21 protein-coding genes and 2 tRNA genes are annotated in these 20,180 nt (G+C 65.4%); 12 read left to right on the top strand and 11 right to left on the bottom strand.

Going from position 1 to position 20,180, the window contains the following annotated elements:
* Positions 1-37 precede the first annotated feature (37 nt).
* From AC1DOQ_RS25435 to AC1DOQ_RS25410, 6 genes are all read right to left on the bottom strand, one after another.
* Entirely contained in the window at positions 38-214 is a 177-nt protein-coding gene (locus tag AC1DOQ_RS25435; RefSeq protein ID WP_477250786.1) for a hypothetical protein, read from the bottom strand.
* A gap of 71 nt (positions 215-285) precedes the next feature.
* On the bottom strand, positions 286-1,191 hold the full coding sequence (gene xerD / locus AC1DOQ_RS25430) for a site-specific tyrosine recombinase XerD (RefSeq protein WP_477370684.1): 906 nt from the start codon (positions 1,189-1,191) through the stop codon (positions 286-288).
* Positions 1,164-1,694 carry a methylated-DNA--[protein]-cysteine S-methyltransferase gene (locus AC1DOQ_RS25425; protein WP_477370681.1) on the bottom strand — a complete coding sequence of 177 codons (531 nt, stop codon included), beginning with the start codon at positions 1,692-1,694 and terminating at the stop codon, positions 1,164-1,166. Before AC1DOQ_RS25425 ends, xerD begins: the two co-directional genes overlap by 28 nt.
* Before the next feature lie 274 nt (positions 1,695-1,968).
* A complete protein-coding gene (locus AC1DOQ_RS25420) occupies positions 1,969-3,249 on the bottom strand; it encodes a TRAP transporter large permease (protein WP_477370678.1) in 1,281 nt (426 codons plus the stop codon).
* Positions 3,246-3,812 (bottom strand): TRAP transporter small permease, encoded by a 567-nt coding sequence (locus tag AC1DOQ_RS25415; RefSeq protein WP_477370675.1) that lies wholly within the window; start codon positions 3,810-3,812, stop codon positions 3,246-3,248. The genes AC1DOQ_RS25420 and AC1DOQ_RS25415 overlap by 4 nt, the downstream gene beginning before the upstream one ends.
* 189 nt (positions 3,813-4,001) lie before the next feature.
* On the bottom strand, positions 4,002-5,006 hold the full coding sequence (locus AC1DOQ_RS25410) for a TRAP transporter substrate-binding protein (protein ID WP_477370672.1): 1,005 nt from the start codon (positions 5,004-5,006) through the stop codon (positions 4,002-4,004).
* 129 nt (positions 5,007-5,135) lie between these two features.
* Between AC1DOQ_RS25410 and AC1DOQ_RS25405 the strand changes: the two genes are divergently transcribed.
* The 3 genes from AC1DOQ_RS25405 (at position 5,136) to AC1DOQ_RS25395 (ending at position 8,444) form a co-directional block, all read left to right on the top strand.
* On the top strand, positions 5,136-7,151 hold the full coding sequence (locus AC1DOQ_RS25405) for a sensor histidine kinase (RefSeq protein WP_477370669.1): 2,016 nt from the start codon (positions 5,136-5,138) through the stop codon (positions 7,149-7,151).
* 26 nt (positions 7,152-7,177) lie between these two features.
* Complete coding sequence (locus tag AC1DOQ_RS25400; protein ID WP_477370666.1) at positions 7,178-7,786, top strand: response regulator transcription factor; 609 nt, start codon at positions 7,178-7,180, stop codon at positions 7,784-7,786.
* 304 nt (positions 7,787-8,090) lie between these two features.
* On the top strand, positions 8,091-8,444 hold the full coding sequence (locus AC1DOQ_RS25395; protein WP_477370663.1) for a DUF3052 family protein: 354 nt from the start codon (positions 8,091-8,093) through the stop codon (positions 8,442-8,444).
* 6 nt (positions 8,445-8,450) lie between these two features.
* On the opposite strand, the gene queG is transcribed toward AC1DOQ_RS25395, so the two are convergent.
* Entirely contained in the window at positions 8,451-9,557 is a 1,107-nt protein-coding gene (gene queG, locus AC1DOQ_RS25390; protein WP_477370660.1) for a tRNA epoxyqueuosine(34) reductase QueG, read from the bottom strand.
* Positions 9,558-9,607: 50 nt separating this feature from the next.
* Between queG and tsaE the strand changes: the two genes are divergently transcribed.
* Genes tsaE through AC1DOQ_RS25375 form a run of 3 tightly spaced genes read left to right on the top strand, consistent with a single transcriptional unit; the run spans position 9,608 to position 12,337 of the window.
* Entirely contained in the window at positions 9,608-10,096 is a 489-nt protein-coding gene (tsaE, locus tag AC1DOQ_RS25385) for a tRNA (adenosine(37)-N6)-threonylcarbamoyltransferase complex ATPase subunit type 1 TsaE (protein ID WP_477250792.1), read from the top strand.
* Complete coding sequence (locus tag AC1DOQ_RS25380; protein WP_477370657.1) at positions 10,060-11,496, top strand: N-acetylmuramoyl-L-alanine amidase; 1,437 nt, start codon at positions 10,060-10,062, stop codon at positions 11,494-11,496. Before tsaE ends, AC1DOQ_RS25380 begins: the two co-directional genes overlap by 37 nt.
* A 22-nt stretch (positions 11,497-11,518) precedes the next feature.
* A complete protein-coding gene (locus AC1DOQ_RS25375; RefSeq protein ID WP_477370654.1) occupies positions 11,519-12,337 on the top strand; it encodes a D-hexose-6-phosphate mutarotase in 819 nt (272 codons plus the stop codon).
* Here AC1DOQ_RS25375 and AC1DOQ_RS25370 read toward each other — a convergent pair.
* From AC1DOQ_RS25370 to AC1DOQ_RS25360, 3 genes are all read right to left on the bottom strand, one after another.
* Positions 12,327-12,851 (bottom strand): hypothetical protein, encoded by a 525-nt coding sequence (locus tag AC1DOQ_RS25370; protein WP_477370651.1) that lies wholly within the window; start codon positions 12,849-12,851, stop codon positions 12,327-12,329. The genes AC1DOQ_RS25375 and AC1DOQ_RS25370 overlap by 11 nt on opposite strands.
* Positions 12,852-12,858: 7 nt before the next feature.
* Positions 12,859-13,935 carry a carbonic anhydrase gene (locus tag AC1DOQ_RS25365; RefSeq protein WP_477370648.1) on the bottom strand — a complete coding sequence of 359 codons (1,077 nt, stop codon included), beginning with the start codon at positions 13,933-13,935 and terminating at the stop codon, positions 12,859-12,861.
* Between the two features lie 122 nt (positions 13,936-14,057).
* Entirely contained in the window at positions 14,058-14,702 is a 645-nt protein-coding gene (locus AC1DOQ_RS25360; protein ID WP_477370645.1) for a VTT domain-containing protein, read from the bottom strand.
* A 132-nt stretch (positions 14,703-14,834) separates the two neighbouring features.
* On the opposite strand from AC1DOQ_RS25360, the gene AC1DOQ_RS25355 reads away from it, so the two are divergent.
* The 6 genes from AC1DOQ_RS25355 to AC1DOQ_RS25330 all read left to right on the top strand — a co-directional run bounded on the left by AC1DOQ_RS25355 (position 14,835) and on the right by AC1DOQ_RS25330 (position 19,664).
* Positions 14,835-15,770: a peptidylprolyl isomerase gene (locus AC1DOQ_RS25355; RefSeq protein WP_477370642.1), complete on the top strand. Its 936-nt coding sequence runs from the start codon at positions 14,835-14,837 to the stop codon at positions 15,768-15,770.
* Positions 15,771-16,034: 264 nt separating this feature from the next.
* Positions 16,035-18,008 carry a DNA mismatch repair endonuclease MutL gene (gene mutL, locus AC1DOQ_RS25350; protein WP_477370639.1) on the top strand — a complete coding sequence of 658 codons (1,974 nt, stop codon included), beginning with the start codon at positions 16,035-16,037 and terminating at the stop codon, positions 18,006-18,008.
* A gap of 8 nt (positions 18,009-18,016) precedes the next feature.
* Positions 18,017-18,976, top strand: coding sequence for a tRNA (adenosine(37)-N6)-dimethylallyltransferase MiaA (gene miaA / locus AC1DOQ_RS25345; RefSeq protein WP_477370636.1), 960 nt, complete (start codon positions 18,017-18,019; stop codon positions 18,974-18,976).
* 43 nt (positions 18,977-19,019) lie between these two features.
* Positions 19,020-19,096: transfer RNA gene (locus tag AC1DOQ_RS25340), tRNA-Met, on the top strand.
* A 63-nt stretch (positions 19,097-19,159) separates the two neighbouring features.
* Positions 19,160-19,236 (top strand) — tRNA-Met (locus AC1DOQ_RS25335).
* Between the two features lie 89 nt (positions 19,237-19,325).
* Positions 19,326-19,664: a hypothetical protein gene (locus AC1DOQ_RS25330; RefSeq protein ID WP_477370634.1), complete on the top strand. Its 339-nt coding sequence runs from the start codon at positions 19,326-19,328 to the stop codon at positions 19,662-19,664.
* A gap of 9 nt (positions 19,665-19,673) precedes the next feature.
* On the opposite strand, the gene AC1DOQ_RS25325 is transcribed toward AC1DOQ_RS25330, so the two are convergent.
* A partial coding sequence (locus AC1DOQ_RS25325) for an integrase core domain-containing protein (RefSeq protein WP_477370631.1) occupies positions 19,674-20,180 on the bottom strand: 507 nt, incomplete at its 5' end.

The following is a 20,180-nucleotide window of genomic DNA, read 5'->3' as shown; positions in this document are numbered from 1 at the left end:
GGTCCCCGCCTTCGCGGGGACGACGTTCATGCGCCAACTAAGCCGAGTCCCGCTCCGGCTCAGCCAGTTCCGCCGCATCCTCGTCGGGAGAAGCGCTACCCTCCTCCCCCTTGTGCTGCTTGGCCTCCAGCTTGCGCTTGGCCTTTTCCTCAGCCTTCTTCTTTTTCTCCAACTCACGTTGCCGTTTTTCGTACTGGAAATTCGTCTTGGCCATGGTGTCCTCGTGCGTGTGGGAAGGGTATTACTAGACCATTATGACTCACCGGCCCCGCCAGGTCTTGAGAATTAACCACGCGGGTGGTGCTGGGCGTGCAGGTGCTTCAAACGCTCGCGCGCCACATGGGTGTAGATCTGAGTGGTCGAAATGTCCGAATGTCCCAGGAGTAGTTGCACCACGCGCAGGTCGGCGCCGTGGTTCAAGAGGTGGGTGGCGAAGGCGTGGCGCAGCGTGTGCGGCGACAGCGGCGCGGTGATGCCGGCCCTGGCCGCATGTTTCTTGATGACGATCCAGAACATCTGGCGCGTCATCGGTCCGCCGCGGCCGGTGACGAACAGGGCGTCGTCCATCTGCCCGTTCAAGATCACGCCGCGCGCCTCCTTCATGTAGCGCTCCAGCCAGTGGCGCGCCTGCTCGCCAAAGGGCACCAGCCGGGTCTTGCTGCCTTTACCCGTGATGCGCAGCACGCCGTCGTTCAGGCTCAGCTCGACCACTTTCAGGGTCACCAGTTCCGATACCCGCAGGCCGCTCGCATACATCAGCTCGAGCATGGTGCGCTCGCGCAGCCCCAGCGGGGTCGAGACGTCCGGCGCGCTCAAGAGGGCCTCGACCTGGGCTTCGGTGAGGGTGTGCACGAAACGGGTCGGCTGCCTGGCCGACGCCATGTTCAGGCAGGGGTCGTGATCGATGCGGCGCTCGCGCAGCGCCATCTGGTAGAAACGCTTCAGTACCGACAGCCGCCGGTTGGCCGAGCTGGGCTTGGTGTCCTCGTGGCGCTCGGCAAAGTAGGCGGCGACGTCCTGCGCCTGCACCGCGTGCAGGTCGCTGCGCTCCGGACGCTTGGCCTCGAGCCAGCCGGCGAACAGGCGCAGGTCGCGCCGGTAGGCATCCAGCGAATTCCTGGCCAGTCCGTGCTCGAGCCAGAGGGCGTCGCAGAAGCCGTCGATCAGGGAAAGATTGATTGCTGCTGCCATGGGACGTCGGTGGGGAGCGCACCTTCGTGGCGCAGCAGCCAGCGCTTGACCGTGAGCGTGAAGCCGTGTTCGTCGTCGCTGCTGGCAAAGCCGCCCAGGCCGCCGGCCGCGGTGACGCGGTGGCAGGGGATCACCAGCGGGAACCAGTTGGCGCCGCAAGCCTGGCCCACCGCGCGCGGATGCGATTCCAGCAGCTTGGCGACCTGGCCGTAGGTACGCACGCTGCCGCGCGGGATCGCGCAGATGGATTCCCAGACGCGGCGCTGGAATTCGCTGCCGGCATCGACCAGCGGCAAGTCGAAACGGAAGTCGGCGTCGGCGAAATAGCGCAGGACCTGCCCGGCGGCCTGTTCGGCCACCTCATCCTGCGGCGCTTTTTCTTCGTAATGCGGCGGCAGGTAGACCAGCTCGCGCACGCGTCGGTCTTCCGTACGGATACCCATCGCCCCGAACGGCGCCGCGACGATGGCGCTGAAAAGCTCGCTGCCCAGTTGTGTGTTCATCGATTAAGTGTAGCAAAAAAAAACGCACCCTCGTGAGGTGCGTTTTCAGTATGGGTCACGTTTGCGGCCACTCGGTCATTGCCGGCGGCATCTATAAAACGTGCGTCTCCTCATCATTTCTCCGGTATCCCAATGCTGGATTACCGCTTTTTTGCTTCTCCCCAAAATTCGTATCCGGGCTTTCGAACGCACCATGGTGGTGCCAAAGCTGCGCCATCATAACGCATTCGAATAAGAATAGCGTAGTTTTTTATATACATTCACGAAATATATGTCAGCCATAAACCATTCTCGGAAGCCATAAGGAAATGGCCGGGACATAGGTTATTAACAGCAGGAAACCAATCATCGTCAGCAGCCAGGGCATCACGGCCACCGTCAGCTCGGAAATGCCCATCTTCGTGATGCCGGACGCCACATACAGGTTCAGGCCCACCGGCGGGTGGCACATGCCGACTTCCATGTTGACCACGATGATGATGCCGAAGTGGACCGGATCGATGCCCAGCTGGGTCGCGACCGGGAACAGGATCGGCGCCATGATCAGCACGATCGACGACGGTTCCATCACGTTACCAGCCAGCAGCAGCAGCAGGTTCACCACGATCAGGAAGCCGATCGGACCCAGGCCCTGGCCGGTGAGCCAGCCGGCCATCGCCTGCGGCACGTTCTCGCTGGTCATCAGGAAGGAGAACAGCACGGCGTTGGTGATGATGTACAGGAGCATCGCCGACATCGCCGCCGAATCCAGCAGCACCTTGCCGACCTGCTTCAGCCTCAAGTCCTTGTAGACGAACACCGCGATCACGAAGGCGTACACCGCCGCGATGCCGGCCGCCTCGGTCGGCGTGAACACGCCGGTGTAGATGCCGCCCATCACGATCACGATCAGGAACAGGCCCCAGGCGCTGCGGCGGAACGCGGTCCAGCGCTCGCTCCAGGTGGCGCGCGGCATGCGCGGATAGTCGTGCTTCTTCGCCAGGAACCAGGTCGTCAGGCCGAGCAGGAAGGCCAGCAGCAGACCCGGGACCACGCCGGCCATGAACAGCTGGCCGACCGAGGTATTGGTGGTGACCGAGTACATCACCATCACGATCGACGGCGGGATCAGGATGCCGAGCGCGCCCGAGGTCGTGATCACGCCGGCGCCGAAGCGCTTCGGATAGCCCTGCTTGACCATGGCCGGCAGGATGATCGAGCCGATCGCCACCACGGTCGCCGGGCTGGAGCCGGACACCGCCGCGAACAGGGCGCAGGCGAACACGCCGGCCAGTGCCAGGCCGCCGTGGAAGTGGCCGACCATCGAGGTGGCGAAGTTGATCATGCGCCGCGCGACCCCGCCGTGGGTGAGGAAGTTACCCGCCAGGATGAAGAGCGGGATGGCCATGATCTCGAAGTTGTCGATACCGGTGAAGAGCTTCATCGCCACCGATTCGATCGGCACGTGCGTCATGGTGAACAGGAAGGTCAGCACCGTGAGGCCGAGCGCGATCGAGACCGGCATGCCGGTCAGCATCAGCAGGATCAGCAGGACAAAGATAATGGCGGCGTTCATGAGGATTTCCTTGCTTCTTCGATTTCGTCGTCCAGGCCTTCGACGTAGGCATGGTCATGCTTCGGCAGTTCGCCATTGCGGATGAAATGCCAGGTCACCTGCAGGAAGCGGAAGCACATCAGCCAGGAACCGAGCGGCAGCGCCAGGTACACGATCCACATCGGGATTTCCATGTCGGGCGAGGTCTGCGCGGTGCCGGCCATGCGGTAGACGAAGCTGGCGCCGAGGGTGCCGATGATGCCGGTGAACAAGGCGCCGGCCAGCAGCGCCAGCACGATCAGCTTGTTGCGCCAGCGCTCGGACAGCCGGTTGACCAGCACGTCGACGCCGACGTGGATGCCGGTCCGCACGCCATACGCGGCGCCGAACTTGGCCATCCACACGAACATGATGGTGCTGAGCTCCTGGGCCCAGCTGGTATTCAGGGAAATGAGCCAGTCCTGCATCCCGCCAAGGGGCAGGCCGGACAGGTAGCGGTGCAGCACCGCGATGAAGATGATGAAGGTGGCGCCGGCCATCAGGCTGGCGATGATCCACTCTTCGAGGCGATCGAGGATTTTCATGGTGATCTCGGAGAGGAGCCGGGCTGCCGGTGAGGCAGGCGGCTTTAATCGTCGTTCCCGCGCAGGCGGAAATAGTGCCACTGGCACTATTTCCCCCAGGTTCTGCATGCGCCTCGACGGCGCATCGAACTTGGATCCCCGCCTTCGCGGGGACGACGTATGCGAGCTAACGAATACGTACCGGTGCGATTACTGCACCGAAGCAGTCGCCTTGTTGATCGAATTGATCAGGTCGGCGCCGACGCGGCTTTCCATCTGCTTCTGCACCGGCAGCAGGGCCTTGCGCCATGCCGCCTGCTCTTGCGGGTTCAGGTTGTAGATGGTGGTCTTGCCGGCCTTGCGGATGGCTTCCAGGGCCTGGTCGTTGTCCTGCTGGGCGATCGCCTTTTCGTACTTGGTGGCGTCGTTCATGGCCTGCTGCAGCTGGGTGCGGATGTCGGCCGGCAGGCCGTCCCAGAACTTCTTGTTGACGATGACCGCATAGCCCAGGTAGCCGTGGTTCGAAACCGTCACGTGCTTCTGCACCTCATGCATCTTCTGGGTGTACATGTTCGACGGCGGGTTCTCGGTGCCGTCCACCACGCCGGTCTGCAGCGCCTGATAGACTTCCGAGAAGGCCAGCGCCTGCGGGTTGGCGCCCAGCGCGCGCATCTGCGCGTCCAGCACCTTCGAGCTCTGGATGCGCATCTTCAGGCCGCGGAAATCGGCCGGCATGTGCAGCGGCTTGTTGGCCGACATGACCTTGAAGCCGTTGTCCCAGTAGGCCAGGCCGGTGATGCCCTTCGGCTCCAGCTTCTGCAGCAGGCCCTTGCCGATCGGGCCTTCGGTCACGGTGTACAGCGCGGCCTTGCTCGGGAAGATGTAAGGCAGGTCGAAGACTTCGAATTCCTTCACGCCCAGCGGACCGAACTTGGCCAGCGAAGGCGCCAGCATCTGGACCGCGCCCAGCTGCAGGGCTTCGAGTTCTTCCTTGTCCTTGTACAGCTGGCTGTTCGGGTAGACTTCGACCTTGACCCGGTGATTGGTCATCTTCTCGGCCAGTTCCTTGAAGCGCTCGGCGGCGCGGCCTTTCGGCGTGTCGGTCGCCACCACGTGGCTGAACTTGATGACGATGGGGGTCTGGGCCGCTGCGCTGAACGCGAAGCCGGCGCCGGCGGCCAGGGCAAGTGCTGCCACGACGGATTTGATCTTCATGAGTCTCCTCTCCGGTAAGAACAGGTTTGTATTTTTTGTATTTATCACGAGTCTGCTGAGCTTTATAAATCCAGGCTATTGTGGAAAACCACAATTGTTCGCTCAGCAATAAAAGTATCACGTTATCGCATGAAAAATCCTTTTTCGATGCCTCGTCCGGTGCCGGACGGCCCCTGGCGCTGGCTGGTGCCGGTGCTGCTGGTGCTGCTCTTCCTGCTGGTCCTGCTGTGGCTGCCCTGGCAGGCGCGCCAGATGGAGAGCAATGAGCGCCAGGAACAGCTGATCGCCGACACCCTCTGGGTCGAGCAGACCCTGCGCTTCGAACTGGCGCGCAGCGAAGAGGTGCTGGCGACCCTCGGCGCCGACCTGGCCGCCGACAACCCGCCCGCGCACGACGTGGTCGAGGCGCGCATGGCGCAGATGTTCAAGAACGGCCACGAACTGCGGCGCGTGGCCTGGCTCGACGCCCATGGCCGGCAGCTCGTGGCGCAGGGCGCCGAGCTGGCCCACGGCGCGCTGACCGCCTCCTCGCGCGATGCCCAGGAGATGGCGCGCAAGACCCACAACGGCCGCTATTCCGACCCTTATAGCCTCGGTGCGGCCAAGTATGGGCCGGATGCCGGCCTGATCGACTACCACCTGCCGCTCTACGACGACGGCAGGTTCGTCGGCAGCCTGGTCGCCACCTACGACCTGCAGACCCTGCTGGACGAAAACGTGCCCTGGTGGTTCGCCCAGGACAACTCGCTGTCCCTGCTCGACCGCGACGACCACGTGGTGGCCCGCCGCGCGGCCGGCGGCCCCGGGCGCGGCGTCTACACCCACAAGCGCGCGCTCGACCTGCCCGGCGGCCAGATCGTGCTGGCCACCGACAGCGTGAAGGGCGCGCCCAAGCTGCTGCCCAACCTGCTGGTCGGCTCGGTGATCCTGCTGGCGCTGGGCCTGGTGCTGTCGCTGGCCGCGCTGTGGCGCCACATCGCGCGCACCATCGCCGCCGAGAACGCGCTGCGCCAGCAGATGGCCTTCCGCACGGCGATGGAAAACTCGCTGCTGACCGGCCTGCGCGCGCGCGACCTGGAAGGCCGCGTCACCTACGTCAATCCGGCCTTCTGCCGCATCGTCGGCCGGCCAGCCGGCGAACTGCTCGGCAGGACCCCGCCCATGCCCTACTGGGCGCCGGAGGAAACCGACGAGTACGAGGAGCGCTTCCGCAAGATCCTGGCCGGCCAGGCCACGCCGCAGTTCGAGACCGTGTTCCTGCGCCCCGACGGCACCCGCGTTCCGGTGCTGGTATTCGAGGCGCCGCTGGTCGACAGCACCGGGCGCCACACGGGCTGGATGAGCTCCATCCTCGACATCACCGACCGCAAGCGCGCCGAGGAGCTGGCCCGCCAGCAGCAGGAAAAGCTGGAGACCAGCGCGCGCCTGGCGACCATGGGCGAGATCTCGTCGATGCTGGCGCACGAGCTGAACCAGCCGCTGGCGGCGATCTCCAGCTACACCGCGGGCGCGCTCAACGTGCTGGGACGCGCCAGCGACCACGCGGCCCCGCTGGACGCCGGCATGCTGAAACGCGCGCTGGAACAGGCGAATACCCAGGCGCGCCGCGCCGGCCAGATCATCCGCAGCGTGCACGAATTCGTGAAGAAGCGCGAGCCGCGCCGCGAGAGCGTGATGGTGCCGCAGGTGATCGACGGCATCCGCGCCCTGGTCGAGCTGCAGGCGCGCCAGAGCTACGTGACCCTGCAGGTCGAGGTGCCGCCCGACCTGCCGCCGGTGCTGGCGGACCGCGTGCTGCTCGAGCAGGTGCTGCTGAACCTGACCCGCAACGCGATCGAGTCGATGCAGGACATCGACCGCGAGCGCCGCGTGCTGCGCATCGAGGCCGCGCGCATCGACGCGGACGACCAGGGCCGGGTGGCGGTGTCGGTGATCGACAACGGCCACGGCATCCCGCCCGAGGTGGCCGAGCGCCTGTTCTCGCCCTTCTTCTCGACCAAGGCCGAGGGCATGGGCATGGGCCTGTCGATCTGCCGCACGGCGATCGAATTCCACGGCGGCACCCTCACCCACGCCGACAATCCCGGCGGCGGCACCGTGTTCACATTCACCTTGCAGCAGGCGCAGGCTACAATGCCCACCTGAAGAGCAGGACTTAGGAAGGAGACCCCATGCTGCACATCGTCGACGACGAAGACGTCATCCGCGACGCCCTCGAATGGCTGGCGCAATCGCGCGGGCTGGCCGCGCGCGGCTATGCCGGCGGCCAGGCCTTTCTCGACGCCCTCGATGCCGGGTCCGGTCCTGATGCCGGCACCGGGACCGCCGGCGATGGCGAATGCGTGCTGCTGGACGTGCGCATGCCGGGCATGAACGGCATCGCCGTGTTCGACCAGCTGGTCGCGCGCGGCCTGCTGGCGCGCCTGCCGGTGATCTTCCTGACCGGCCACGGGGACGTGCCGATGGCGGTCGATTCGCTCAAGCGCGGCGCCTTCGACTTCTTCGAAAAACCCTTCAACGACAACCAGCTGATGGACCGCGTCGACGAAGCCCTGGCCAAGTCGCGCCAGGCCGCCGCCTCCAGCGCGGTGCGCGAACGCCTGGCCACGCTGTCGGCGCGCGAACGCGAAGTGCTCGACCTGATCCTGGCCGGGAACATGAACAAGGTCGTGGCCGACAAGCTCGGCATCAGCATGCGCACGGTGGAAGTGCACCGCGCCCACATCTTCGACAAGATGCAGGTCAAGACGGCGGTCGAGCTGGCTGGCCTGTTGAAGTAGGAAAAAATATTTGTACCAAGGGTCTTGCGAACAGCCCACTTCACCCCTAGTTTCAGCCTGTGCCGCCCCCGCGCGGCCGTCTCTCGATCTCCTGATTTTTACCCCTCGGCAGCACCCCTTCCTCGCTTCAATGTGCGGACTGGCGGCGCTGCTTTTTGCTTCGCAAACCCCGCGCACGGCAGGTTTTGTCCGCTGTGTTTCAAGGGTTCGCTTGTAAAATCAAGCTGAACACGCCATGGTCAAACTAACCATGTGAATAATTTCTTAGGGAACGCAGATGAGCGAAAAAACAATTGCAGACAAGATGTTCTTGAGGAACGCGAAATCGATGCTGATCCTGAACGGCAGCGTCCATCCCGGCATGGTGTCGCAGATGCCGCCCGACCTGATCAAGAACGACCAGGACAAGGTGGATGTGGTGTTGCTGTTCGCGATGAACCGCAAGGAACTCGAACAATACTTCCCCGCCGCGAAGGAACGCATGGGCGAGAAGGGATCGCTGTGGGTGGCCTATCTGAAGCAGACCGCGTCGAAGGCCACTGATATCAATCGCGACTCAATCAATGCTTATGCGAAGGAAAACGGTATCACAGGCGTGGCGATGATCTCGATCGACGGCGACTGGTCGGCACTGCGCATGAAGCGCATCGAGATGTAAACAGACTCAGTCCGCGTGCCGCTCGAGTGCCCAGGCGACATGCTCGCGCACCAGTAGCGAAGGATGCTCCAGCCTGGCCCGCAACGCGGCCACGATGCGCGGATCGCCCCTGGCGCCGGCGGCAGCGGCAGCGTTCCCCAGGCCCACCGCCAGGTTGCGCAGCCAGCGCTCATGCCCGATCCGGCGGATCGGGCTGCCCTCCATGCGGCGGTTGAACTCCTCTTCTTCCCACCCGAATAATTCCACCAGCCCGGCCGCGCCCAGGCCGTTGCGCTCGTCGAAATCCGGCAGCACGGCGCGCCGCGCGAACTTGTTCCACGGGCAGACCAGCTGGCAATCGTCGCAGCCGTAGATGCGGTTGCCGATCAAGGGCCGCAGGTCTTCCGGAATGCTGCCCTTCAGCTCGATCGTCAGGTAGGAGATGCAGCGCCGCGCATCGAGCCGGCCCGGCCCCAGGATCGCGCCGGTCGGACAGGCGCCGATGCAGGCTTCGCATTGGCCGCAATGGGCGCCGGTGGCCGCATCGACCGGCAGCGGCAGGTCGACCAGAATTTCGCCGATGAAGAAGGTCGAACCGGCCTCCCTCGACAGCAGCAGCGTGTGCTTGCCGCGCCAGCCCAGGCCCGCCTTTTCCGCCAGCGGCAATTCCATCACCGGCGCCGAATCCGTGAACACGCGAAAGCCGTACTCGCCGGCCAGGCCGCGCACGCGTTCGGCCAATTGCTGCAGGCGGTTGCGCAGCACCTTGTGGTAGTCGCGTCCGCGGGCGTAGACGGAGACCACGGCGGCGCCCGGATCCTGCTGGCGCAGGCGTTCCCGGGCGCGCCAGTCGGCATCGGTGCTGTTGCCACCTGAGCTCGGCAAATAGTCCATGCGGGCGACGATCGCGCGCACCGTGCCCGGCACCAGTTCCGCCGGCCGGGCGCGCTTCATGCCGTGGCTTGCCATATAATCCATCTCGCCATGGTGGCCGGCGTCCAGCCAGGCTTGCAGCCCCGCCTCGTGGCGCGCCAGGTCGACGTCCGCAATGCGCACCTCGGCAAAGCCCAGTTCCGCGCCCCACGCCTTGATGGCGCGCGCGACTTCGTTCAGGTCAGGCTGGGATGAGGACATGGCGGGACGGACACTGGCTGGTTGGCACGACAAACCCGATATTCTATTCGATGCAGCATTCATTCAACGCTTATCTTCCGGACGAAGCCGCCACCCAGGCCCTGGGCGGCGCCCTCGCGCGCGCGCTGCGCCCCGGCCTCGTGATCTATTTGCACGGCGACCTCGGCGCCGGCAAGACGGCCCTCACGCGCGCCCTGCTGCACGCGGCCGGCCACAAGGGGGCCGTCAAGAGCCCGACCTATACGCTGTCCGAACCCTACCGGATCGCGCTCGACGGCCAGGCCGTCAACCTGATCCACTACGACCTGTACCGCATGTCGAGCCCGGAGGAATTCCTCGATGCCGGCTTCCGCGAAGACTTCGACGGCCAGAATATCTGCGTCGTCGAATGGCCGGAAAAAGGCGAACCGGTGTTGCCCCCGCCCGACGTCCGGGTGTTGCTTACGGTCAGCGGCCACGGCCGTGCTGTAGAATTGCAGGCGTTGTCTGAATTGGGCCTGCTATGCCTCGAACGCCTGCACTACCCCCCGACTCCCTGATCCCGGGTTCTCCGAAGCGCCGCACAGTGCTGAAGGCCGGCGGCACGCTGCTCCTGTCCGTCTTCGCTCCGCTGACCGCATCGGCCGCGCAGATCATGGCCGTGCGCGTCTGGCCGGCGGACGAGTACACCCGCGTCACGCTGGAAAACGACGGCGAGCTGAATGCCTCCCACTTCATGCTGGCCAATCCGCCGCGCCTGGTGGTCGACATCGACGGCCTGGCGCTCAACGAGACGCTGAAAAGCCTGGTCGCCAAGATCGAATCGAACGACCCCTACATCAAGCAGGTGCGGGTGGCCCAGAACCGCCCGAACGTGGTGCGCCTGGTGTTCGATCTCAAGGAAGAGGTCAAGCCCCAGGTGTTCACCCTGGCCCCGGTGGCCGGCTACCGTCATCGCCTGGTCTTCGACCTGTATCCGGTGCGGCCGGTGGATCCGCTGGCGGCCATGATCGCGAAAGAAAACTGGTCCGAGGGCGGCGCGCGCGCCACCGAAGTGCCGGCGGCGACGCCGGCGCCGGCCCCGCAGCCGGGCGCGCCGACGGTCGGCCAGGCCGGCCCCGACGCCATCGCCAAGCTGGAAGCCGACGCCGCCCGCGCCGGCAGCACCCCGGCCCAGCCGCAGCCGACCGCGCCGCAAGCCCAGCCGCAGCCGCCGGCCCAGGGCAAGAACGCGCCCGCCGGCAAGGTGATGCGCATGGTGACCATCGCCCTCGACCCCGGCCATGGCGGCGAGGATCCGGGCGCCACCGGCGCCACCGGCGTGCACGAGAAGGACATCGTGCTGGCGATCGCCAAGCGCCTGAAGGGCAAGCTGGAAGAGCTGCCGAACACGCGCGTGATGCTGACCCGCGACGCCGACTTCTTCGTGCCGCTGGGCCAGCGCGTGGAAAAGGCGAGGAAAGTGCAGGCCGACCTGTTTGTCTCGATCCACGCGGACGCCTTCATCCAGCCGTCCGCGCGCGGCTCCTCGGTCTTCGTGCTGTCGGAAAAAGGCGCGACTTCGAGCGCGGCGCGCTGGCTGGCGAACGACCAGAACAAGGCCGACCTGATCGGCGGCGTGAACCTCGGCACCCACGACAAGCAGCTCGCCAGCGTGCTGTTCGACCTGTCGACCACGGCCCAGATCAACGACAGCATGAAGCTCGGCAAGGCCGTGCTGAGCGAGATCGGCGGCATCAACCGCCTGCACAAGGGCTCGGTCGAACAGGCCGGTTTCGCCGTGCTCAAGGCCCCGGACATCCCGTCGATCCTGGTCGAAACCGCCTTCATCTCGAACCCGGAAGAAGAAGCGCGGCTCAAGGACGACGCCTACCAGAACCAGCTCGCCGACGCGATCACGAAAGGCATCAAGCGCTACTTCGCGTACAATCCGCCGCTGGCGAAGAGCCGAATGACTTGATCTCAGCCTGGAGGGTTTTGACGTGAGCGTTACTACTACTCAATTCGGGCAACTGCCCGCCCTGCTGCTGCGCGCGCCGGACGGCGCCGAAGCCACCATCACCCTGTACGGCGCCCACCTGGTGTCCTGGAAACCGGCCCTCGGCGCCGGCGCCGCGCCCCAGGAGCGCATGTTCATGAGCAGCCTGTCCGCGCTCGACGGCAGCCGCGCCATCCGCGGCGGCGTGCCGGTGATCTTTCCGCAATTCGCGGAACGCGGCGAAGGCATGCGCCACGGCTTCGCCCGCGTCAGCACCTGGCGCGTGCTCGACAGCGGCGACCAGGACGGCGCCGCCTTCGCCCTGCTGGGCCTGAACCAGGACGAACTGTCGCCGCAAGCCTCGAGCGCCTGGGCCTATGCCTTCGAACTGGCGCTGCGGGTGCGCGTGCAAGGCGCCAACCTGGCGATGACGCTCGAAGTGCGCAACACCGGCACCCATCCCTTCTCCTTCTCCAGCGCCCTGCATACCTACCACCTGGTCGAGGACGTCGAAGCCGTGCGCATCGACGGCGTGCAGCCCGAGACCCTGGCCCTGACCGACAAGCTGGACCAGGTGTTCGAGCGCATCGCCGGGGCGATCACCTTCGACAACGGCGCCGACAAGCTGCTGCTGCAGCAGAGCGGCTTCACCGATGCGGTGGTGTGGAATCCGGGCGCGGCCGACGCCGCTGCGCTGTCCGACCTCGAAGACGAGGAGTACCGGCGCTTCGTCTGCATCGAACCGGCCCTGCTCCAGCCGCAGATCCTGGAACCGGGCGGCAGCTGGAAGGGCGACTACCGGGTGGGGCCGGCTACTTCCTGACGCGTTCGAACGTCAGCTGGTCGATCATCCGCCACGGCTTGTCGCCGGCGTGGACTTCATAGGCCATGTGGAAGCTGTCGTTCGATTTGCGCTCGAACACGAAGCGCTCCTCGCGCAGCGGCTCGCTCGATATCGTGCGGACGAACACCACCTTGCCGTCCTGCCAGCCCTCGCTGGCGAAAGTGCGCGCACCACCGCCGTTGTCGGCGACGGACATGACCAGTTTGCGCGAAGCGCTCTCGATCCCCCACAGGCCGAGCGCCTTGTAGCTGTTCGGCGCGCGGTCGGTGTGGCGGTACTGCAGCCACTGGCCGTCCAGTTCGGGCGTGAAGCTGACCTCGGCCTCGATCGGGCGGCCGGAGGCGAAGGCGCCCTTGCCGCTCCATTCGCCGCCGAAGAAGGCGGCCATCTCGGCAGGCACGCGGGTCGGCGCGGCCGGGGTCTGGGAAAAGGCGGGAATGGCGGCGCAGGCGCACAGCGCCGCCGCCAGGATGCGGGCAGTGAGGATCATCATGACGAGCTTAGTTGGATTCCTTGATCATCCGGCCCGAGGTCGACTGCACCGGACGTGCATTCAGCGGATACAGGCGCGAGAACAGCGCCATCTGGGCCGGCGAAGCCTGGCGCGGCTGCTTGAACACCAGCCACAGCACGCCTTCGGTGCAGGGCGGCTCGGTGAGCGAACCCATGTAGGTGAAGTATTCGCGCTTCTCGGGCAGCGCATCCTTCGGGTCGATCACGATCGAGGGCGAGACGACTTCGTTCTTCTCGAGCGGCAGGTTGTCCCAGATGGTCTGCATCAGGCTGTGCGGCTGGCCGCGTTCGAGCAGCACGGCGATGATCGCGATCTTGCCGTCATAGCTCTTGTGTACCAGGTGCATGACCATTTCCGTGCCCTTGCCGTTGATGCGCTCTTCCGACGGACGGTGGAAGTGGAACTGCTGCAGTTCGTAGGTCTGGTTGCCGACCGTGATGAAATTGCCGCCGCCGACCGTCACCTGGACGGTGTGGCCGTTGTTCACCTCGTTGAACGATGACGGGTGGTAGTCGAAACCGATCTGCTCGAGATTGACCTTGATGCCGTCGCGCAGGTCGATCGGCGACTGGCGGTTGCCGGTACCGCACTTCGCCCAGTCGACATTGATCCTGGACCAATTGGCCGGGCCGAGTTCGCCCTCGTAGGACCAGACGGTACCGTGCTTGGGCGCGGCGGCCAGGATCGCAGCCGCGGCGGCGGCCTTTTCTTCCTCGCGGCGCCTGGCGTCGGCGGCCTTCTTTACGCGTGCGGCCGCGCTGGCGCGGGCCTGCTGGCGTTCGCGCAGCTCGGCCAGGCGCTCGGCAATCTTGGCCGAGAGGGCGACTTCGGCCGCTTCTTCATCCTGTGGGGCTGCTGCCGCCTTCTTGGCCGGGGTCTCTTTCTTGCCCGGCACAGGTTCCTTGGCCGCGTCCTTGGCCATCTGTTCCTTGGTCGGCATGGAGGCCGACGCCGGTTTCGACACGGAGGCCGCCAGTTTGGCTGCCGCGGCGGGGGCAGGATCGTTCGCGCTTGCGCTCAGGACGACGCAGCTGCAAGCGAACAGGGCGATCAGGTTACGCATGGGATTCCAGTAGTGTTGCTGTCCCATGCTTTATCGGCGCGGGCAAGGGTAAACTTGAGCGCCGTAAACACACAGCGCGCCGTCGAAGCGGCGCGCTGGCAAGAATGACAAGGGGTGCACGCTCAGCGGCTGAGCATGCGGCGCCCGAACTTGTAGATGCCGCCCAGGGCCAGCGGCACCACGGCGGCGCCGACGCCGATCAGCACGATGGCGGTCAAGTGGTCGCGCACGATGGGAATGTTGCCGAAGAAGTAACCGGCGGTCACGAGACCGGCCACCCACAGGACGGCGCCGGTAATGTTGAACATCTGGAAACGCGTATGCGTCATCTCCGAAATGCCGGCCACGAAGGGAGCGAAGGTCCGCACCACCGGCACGAAGCGCGCCAGGATGATGGTCTTGCCGCCGTGCTTTTCGAAGAAATCGTGGGTGCGCTGCAGCGCATCCTTGTTCAGCCAGCGGTAATCATGGGTGAAGACGCGGTGGCCGATGGCCCCGCCGATGTAATAGTTCAGGGTGTTGCCGGTCACGGCGGCAATGATCAGCAGCGCCATCAATAAGGGATAACTCATCTCGCCGGTGGCGCAGAAGGCGCCGGCGATGAACAGCAGGGTGTCGCCCGGGAAGAAGAACAGCACCACGAGACCGGTCTCGCAGAATACGATCGCGAACAGGACCGCATAGACATACACACCGTACTGGGCCAGCAGGGTGCCCAAGGTCTTATCGACGTGCAGGAGCATGCCGAAGAGTTGCATCAGATCCATAATCATCCTAAATGGTAGCGCCGAATCATACCATCAGACCGTCTTCAAAAAATGGCCCCAGCGCCAAGATCATGGGAGAATTTGTACTTTCCGGATTACAATCGTTCGAATAAGAATGACAAGGAGAGAACAATGGCTTACCGGAAGCTTCATCACGCCGTACTGCTGGGTATTGCCGCCCTGATGGCAACGGGCGCAGGCGCCGCCGACAAGAAGGCGGAGAAGGAATTACCGCCCAAACCCAGCGTCGGCGACGTCCTGAAAGGCTCGAAGCCGGGCGACTGGCGTCCGCTCGACCCCGACAACACGCTCTATATGGAGCTGCCGGGAGGCCGCGTGGTGATCGAACTGGCACCGGACTTCGCCCCCAACCACGTCAGGAACATCAAGGCGCTGGCGCGCGAACACTATTACGACGGCCTGGCCATCATCCGCTCGCAGGACAACTTCGTCGTGCAATGGGGCGATCCGCACGAAGACGATGAGCAGGTGCGCAAGGTAAAGAGCGCGCAGAAAACCCTACCGGCCGAATTCACCGTGCCGCTGGCAAACGACCGTCACTTCGTCCGCATGCGCGACATCGACGGCTTCGCGCCCCAGATCGGCCACTCGGGCGGCTTCCCGGTCGGCCGCGATCCGAAGGCGGGTCGCACCTGGCTGGCCCACTGCTACGCCATGGTCGGCGTCGCCCGCGGCAACGAGTCCGACAGCGGCGGCGGCACCAGCCTCTACGTCGTCACCGGCCAGGCCCCGCGCCAGCTCGACCGCAACATCACCGTGGTCGGCCGGGTGGTGTCGGGCATGCCGCAGCTGTCGACCCTGCCGCGCGGCCCGGCGCCGATGGGCTTCTACGAGCAGCCGGGGCAGCAGGTGCCGATCGGCGCGGTGAAAGTCGCCGCCGACGTCCCCGAAGCCGAACGCAGCCGTCTGTTAGTCATGCGTACCGACAGCCCCACCTACCAGGCCGTCCTCGAAGCCCAACGCAACCGCGGCGGCCCCTGGACCAAGTACTCGCCGAACTACCTGGACCTCTGCAACGCCCAAATCCCGGTCCGCGAGCAAAAATAAATTCGGGGTCAAAATTCGGGGTCAGAGCACATTACCCTTGCAATTCGGGGTCAGAGCACTTTTTCGGGCAATAGTTAAAAAGCAAACAAAGCGCTCGTTTCCCCTCCGAGGCACGACGGTGGCGCCCACTGGAACCGGCTCGATCGGCCGTCCGGCGAAATGTGCTCTGACCCCGAACTTGCAGAAAAATGTGCTCTGACCCCGAATTTTGGAAAAATCGGACAGCCATGCTTTGCCTTGGGGGCGGCGAGCTATAATTTGTGAATGAACGCCCCGGCCCCCACCCACCGCCCCATCCAGCAGCTCCCTGACCAGCTCATCTCGCAGATCGCCGCCGGCGAGGTCGTCGAGCGGCCCTCGGCCGTGGTCAAGGAATTGCTGGAGAACGCCCTCGACGCCGGCGCCACCCAGGTCACGATCCGCCTCGAGGAAGGCGGCGTCAAGCGCATCGCCATCACCGACAACGGCCGCGGCATTCCGCCGGAAGAGCTGCCGCTCGCGCTGGCGCGTCACGCGACCTCGAAGATCGCCTCGCTGACCGACCTCGAAAACGTCAACACTCTCGGCTTCCGCGGCGAGGCCCTGGCCTCGATCGCCTCGGTGGCGGCGGTCAGCATCACCTCGCGCACGCCGAACGCGCCCCACGCCTGGGAGATCGTCGGCTCGCACCAGGGTACGGTCTCGCCCTCCTCCGGCGCCTTCGGCACCACGATCGACGTGCAGGACCTGTACTTCAACACGCCGGCGCGCCGCAAGTTCCTGAAATCCGACCAGACCGAGTACGGCCACTGCGCCGAAGTCGTGCGCCGCATCGCACTGGCCCGTCCGGACGTCTCGTTCAGCCTGACCCACAACGGCCGCACCATCGACCACTGGAACGTCAGCGAACCGGCCAAGCGCAGCGCCCAGATCCTCGGCAACGACTTCGCCGAAGCCAGATTGCAGCTCGACGAAGCCGCCGGCCCGCTGCGCCTGCACGGCTACGTCGGCCTGCCGACCGCCTCCAAGGCCCGCGCCGACGGCCAGTTCTTCTACGTGAACGGCCGCTTCGTGCGCGACAAGCTGCTGGTCCACGCGGTGAAGGCCGCCTACCAGGACGTGCTGCACGGCGACCGCTTCCCCAGCTACGTGCTGTCGCTGGAGCTGGACCCGGCCATGGTCGACGTCAACGTGCACCCCTCGAAGATCGAGGTGCGCTTCCGCGACAGCCGCGCCGTCCACCAGTTCGTGTTCCACGCGGTGCAGCGCGCGCTCGCGCAGACCTCGGCCACCGCCCACGGCAACGCGCCGGCGCCGGTCAGCGCGGCCGAGATCGCGCCCTCGGGCGCGTCCTGGGGCGGCGGCTTCGGGCGGGACTCAGGAATCAGTGGCACCCCGGCCTGGCGCCGCCCGCACGAGCAGACCTCGTTCGGTTCCCAGCTCGCGCCCGCGTCGCCCTATGCCTCGACCTTCTCGCCATCGCCCTACCCGGCCGGCAGCCACCGGGATGCCCAGCCGTCCGGCGCCGGCGTGGCCCAGCGTACCGAAAGCTATGGCGCCCTGTTCGCCGGCATGAAGGATGCCGATACGGCGCAGGCCAGGCCCGCAGCGTCCGGCTTCGAGATGCCGCTGCCCGCCACTACCGCACCGGCACACGACGACGACTTCCCGCTCGGCTTCGCCCTGGCCCAGCTGCACGGCATCTACATCCTCGCCCAGAACCGCAAGGGCCTGGTGCTGGTCGACATGCACGCGGCCCACGAACGCATCCTCTACGAGCAGCTGAAGAACGCCCTCGACGCCCAGGCCGGCGGCGAGCAGATGCAGGTACAGCAAATGCTGATCCCGGTAACCTTCTTCGCCGACGCCGTCGAAGTCGGCACGGCCGAAGAAAACCGCGAGACGCTGCAGGCGCTCGGCTTCGACATCACCGCGGTCTCGCCGACCACGCTGGCGGTGCGCGCCGTACCGACCCTGCTGAAGAACGCCGATGCGCAGACGCTGGCCCGCGACGTGCTGCGCGACGTGCGCGAATACGGCGGCTCGCGCGTGCTGATCGAGCGCCGCAACGAGCTGCTCGGCACCCTCGCCTGCCACACCGCGGTGCGCGCCAACCGGATCCTGTCGGTGCAGGAGATGAACGCCCTGCTGCGCCAGATGGAAGCGACCGAGCGCGCCGACCAGTGCAACCACGGCCGACCGACCTGGGTGCAGCTCGAAATCTCCGCGCTGGACAAGCTGTTCCTGCGCGGGCAGTAATTGGACTTATGACTCAGAATCACAAACCGATGGCAGTCGCCATCATGGGCCCCACCGCGTCCGGCAAGACCGCCGCCGCGCTGGCCATCGCCAGCGAGATGCCGGTCGAGATCATCTCGGTCGACTCGGCCCTGGTCTATCGCGAGATGGACATCGGCACCGCCAAGCCGAGCCCCGAAGAGCTGGCCAGCGTGCCGCACCACCTCATCGACATCATCGACCCGCTCGAGTCCTACTCCGTCATGCAGTTCCGCGAAGACGCGATCCGGCTGGTGGCCGAGATCCAGGCGCGCGGCAAGCTGCCGCTGCTGGTCGGCGGCACGATGATGTACTTCAAAGGGCTCGTCGACGGCCTCGACGACCTGCCGACCGCCGACGCCGGGGTCCGCGCCCGCATCGACCTTGAAGCCGCACGCATCGGCTGGCCCGGCATGCATGCCAAGCTGCGCGAACTCGATCCGGCCACGGCCGACCGGCTGGCGCCGAACGACGCCCAGCGCATCAACCGTGCGCTGGAGATCATCGAACTGTCGGGCAAGCCGATGTCCGAGCTGCTGGCCAGGCGCGAGAAGACCGAGCTGCCCTTCGAGCTGCTCTCGTTCGCGCTGGAGCCGTCCGACCGCGCCGTGCTGCACCAGCGCATCGCACTGCGTTTCGACCAGATGCTGGGCAGCCGCGACGACGAAGGCATCGTGGCCGAAGTGGCAAGCTTGCGCGCCCGCGGCGACCTGGACCTGAGCTTGCCGTCGATGCGCTGCGTCGGCTACCGGCAGAGCTGGGAATACCTCGACGGCCTGTACGACCGCGCACAGCTGCGCGAGAACGGCATCGTCGCCACCCGCCAGCTGGCCAAGCGCCAGCTGACCTGGCTGCGCTCGATGCCGGAGCGGATCGTGGTCGATTGTCTGGCGAAAGATGCAACGACCCAGGTTCTGGGCGTGCTGGACAAGCACATTCGAAGCGCGTAACCTTGACAGTCTTGTGTGCGGACGGCATAATGCCCTCCGCTTTGGTGATATAGCTCAGCTGGTTAGAGCACAGCACTCATAATGCTGGGGTCGGTGGTTCAAGTCCACCTATCACCACCAGATTTCAAGCGAGATGGCTTGGCCTTCAAAAGCTGAGCCATTTTGTTTAGTACTGTTTTAGATGGTGATATAGCTCAGCTGGTTAGAGCACAGCACTCATAATGCTGGGGTCGGTGGTTCAAGTCCACCTATCACCACCAGACATGAAGAACCGCCGGTTTCGCGAGAAGCCGGCGGTTTTTTCTTTTCCAAAAACGCCAGCCTTGCGCAACCATTCAAGGAGCCCCCGATGACCGACCACACCGCCGAACCGGCCCGCCGCGAAGCCGCCGCCCGCCAGGCCATCAAGAACGGCTTCGACATGGAAGACGAGGAGTCCGGCGTCGCCATGTTCGTCGCCTTCCACCTCGAGGAGCTGGCGCCGGACTACTGGCAGGCGCACACCGGCACGCCCCGCCCCGATCCCGCCACCGTACTCGACATCCTCGAGCTGCGCGCACATTGGGGCGAAGACGGCGACGACATGGAATACTTCGATTTCACCCTGCCGGGCAAGGTGACGGACTACGTCATCAGCGTGCGCTTCGACGGCAAGGGCAAGGTCGACGAGATCTCGATGGAGAGCTAAGCTGGAGACCTAGGTGTGAAGTTGCAAGAGGTTGTTTCGGCTGGATGAGAGCCTGGACATCGGTGCTTTGCCGCCGATGCCCTGGTGCGGGCGGTGCCAGTTGTAGTGATGGTTCCACTGACGCAGCATGTTTGTTCGCTCGTCAGAGTTCTTGTAGACGAAGCCGTAAGCCCATTCACGTAGTGCCGACTGGATGAAACGCTCGGCCTTGCCGTTCGTTTGTGGCCGGTAGGGGCGTGTATAGCGGTGCTTGAGTTCCAGGGCTGCACAGACACGGCTGAAGCTCTTGGCGCGGAATGCCGAGCCGTTGTCGGTCAGGAGTGCCTTCGGCCTGGCGCCCAGCGACGAGTAATACGCGTAGGCGTTGGTCAGGAAGCGGCATGCGTTCTCCTGCGACTCGTCGGGATACAGCTCGGTGTAGGCGATCCGTGCATGGTCATCGATAGCGACAAACAGCACTTCCCAGCCGGCGCCGCGGCTGCGGTCACGGCGGTCGCCAGTCGCGCGGTCGCGCGG

Source organism: Massilia sp. 01N417, assembly GCF_056399645.1.
This window is presented reverse-complemented; position numbering and strand designations above follow the sequence as displayed.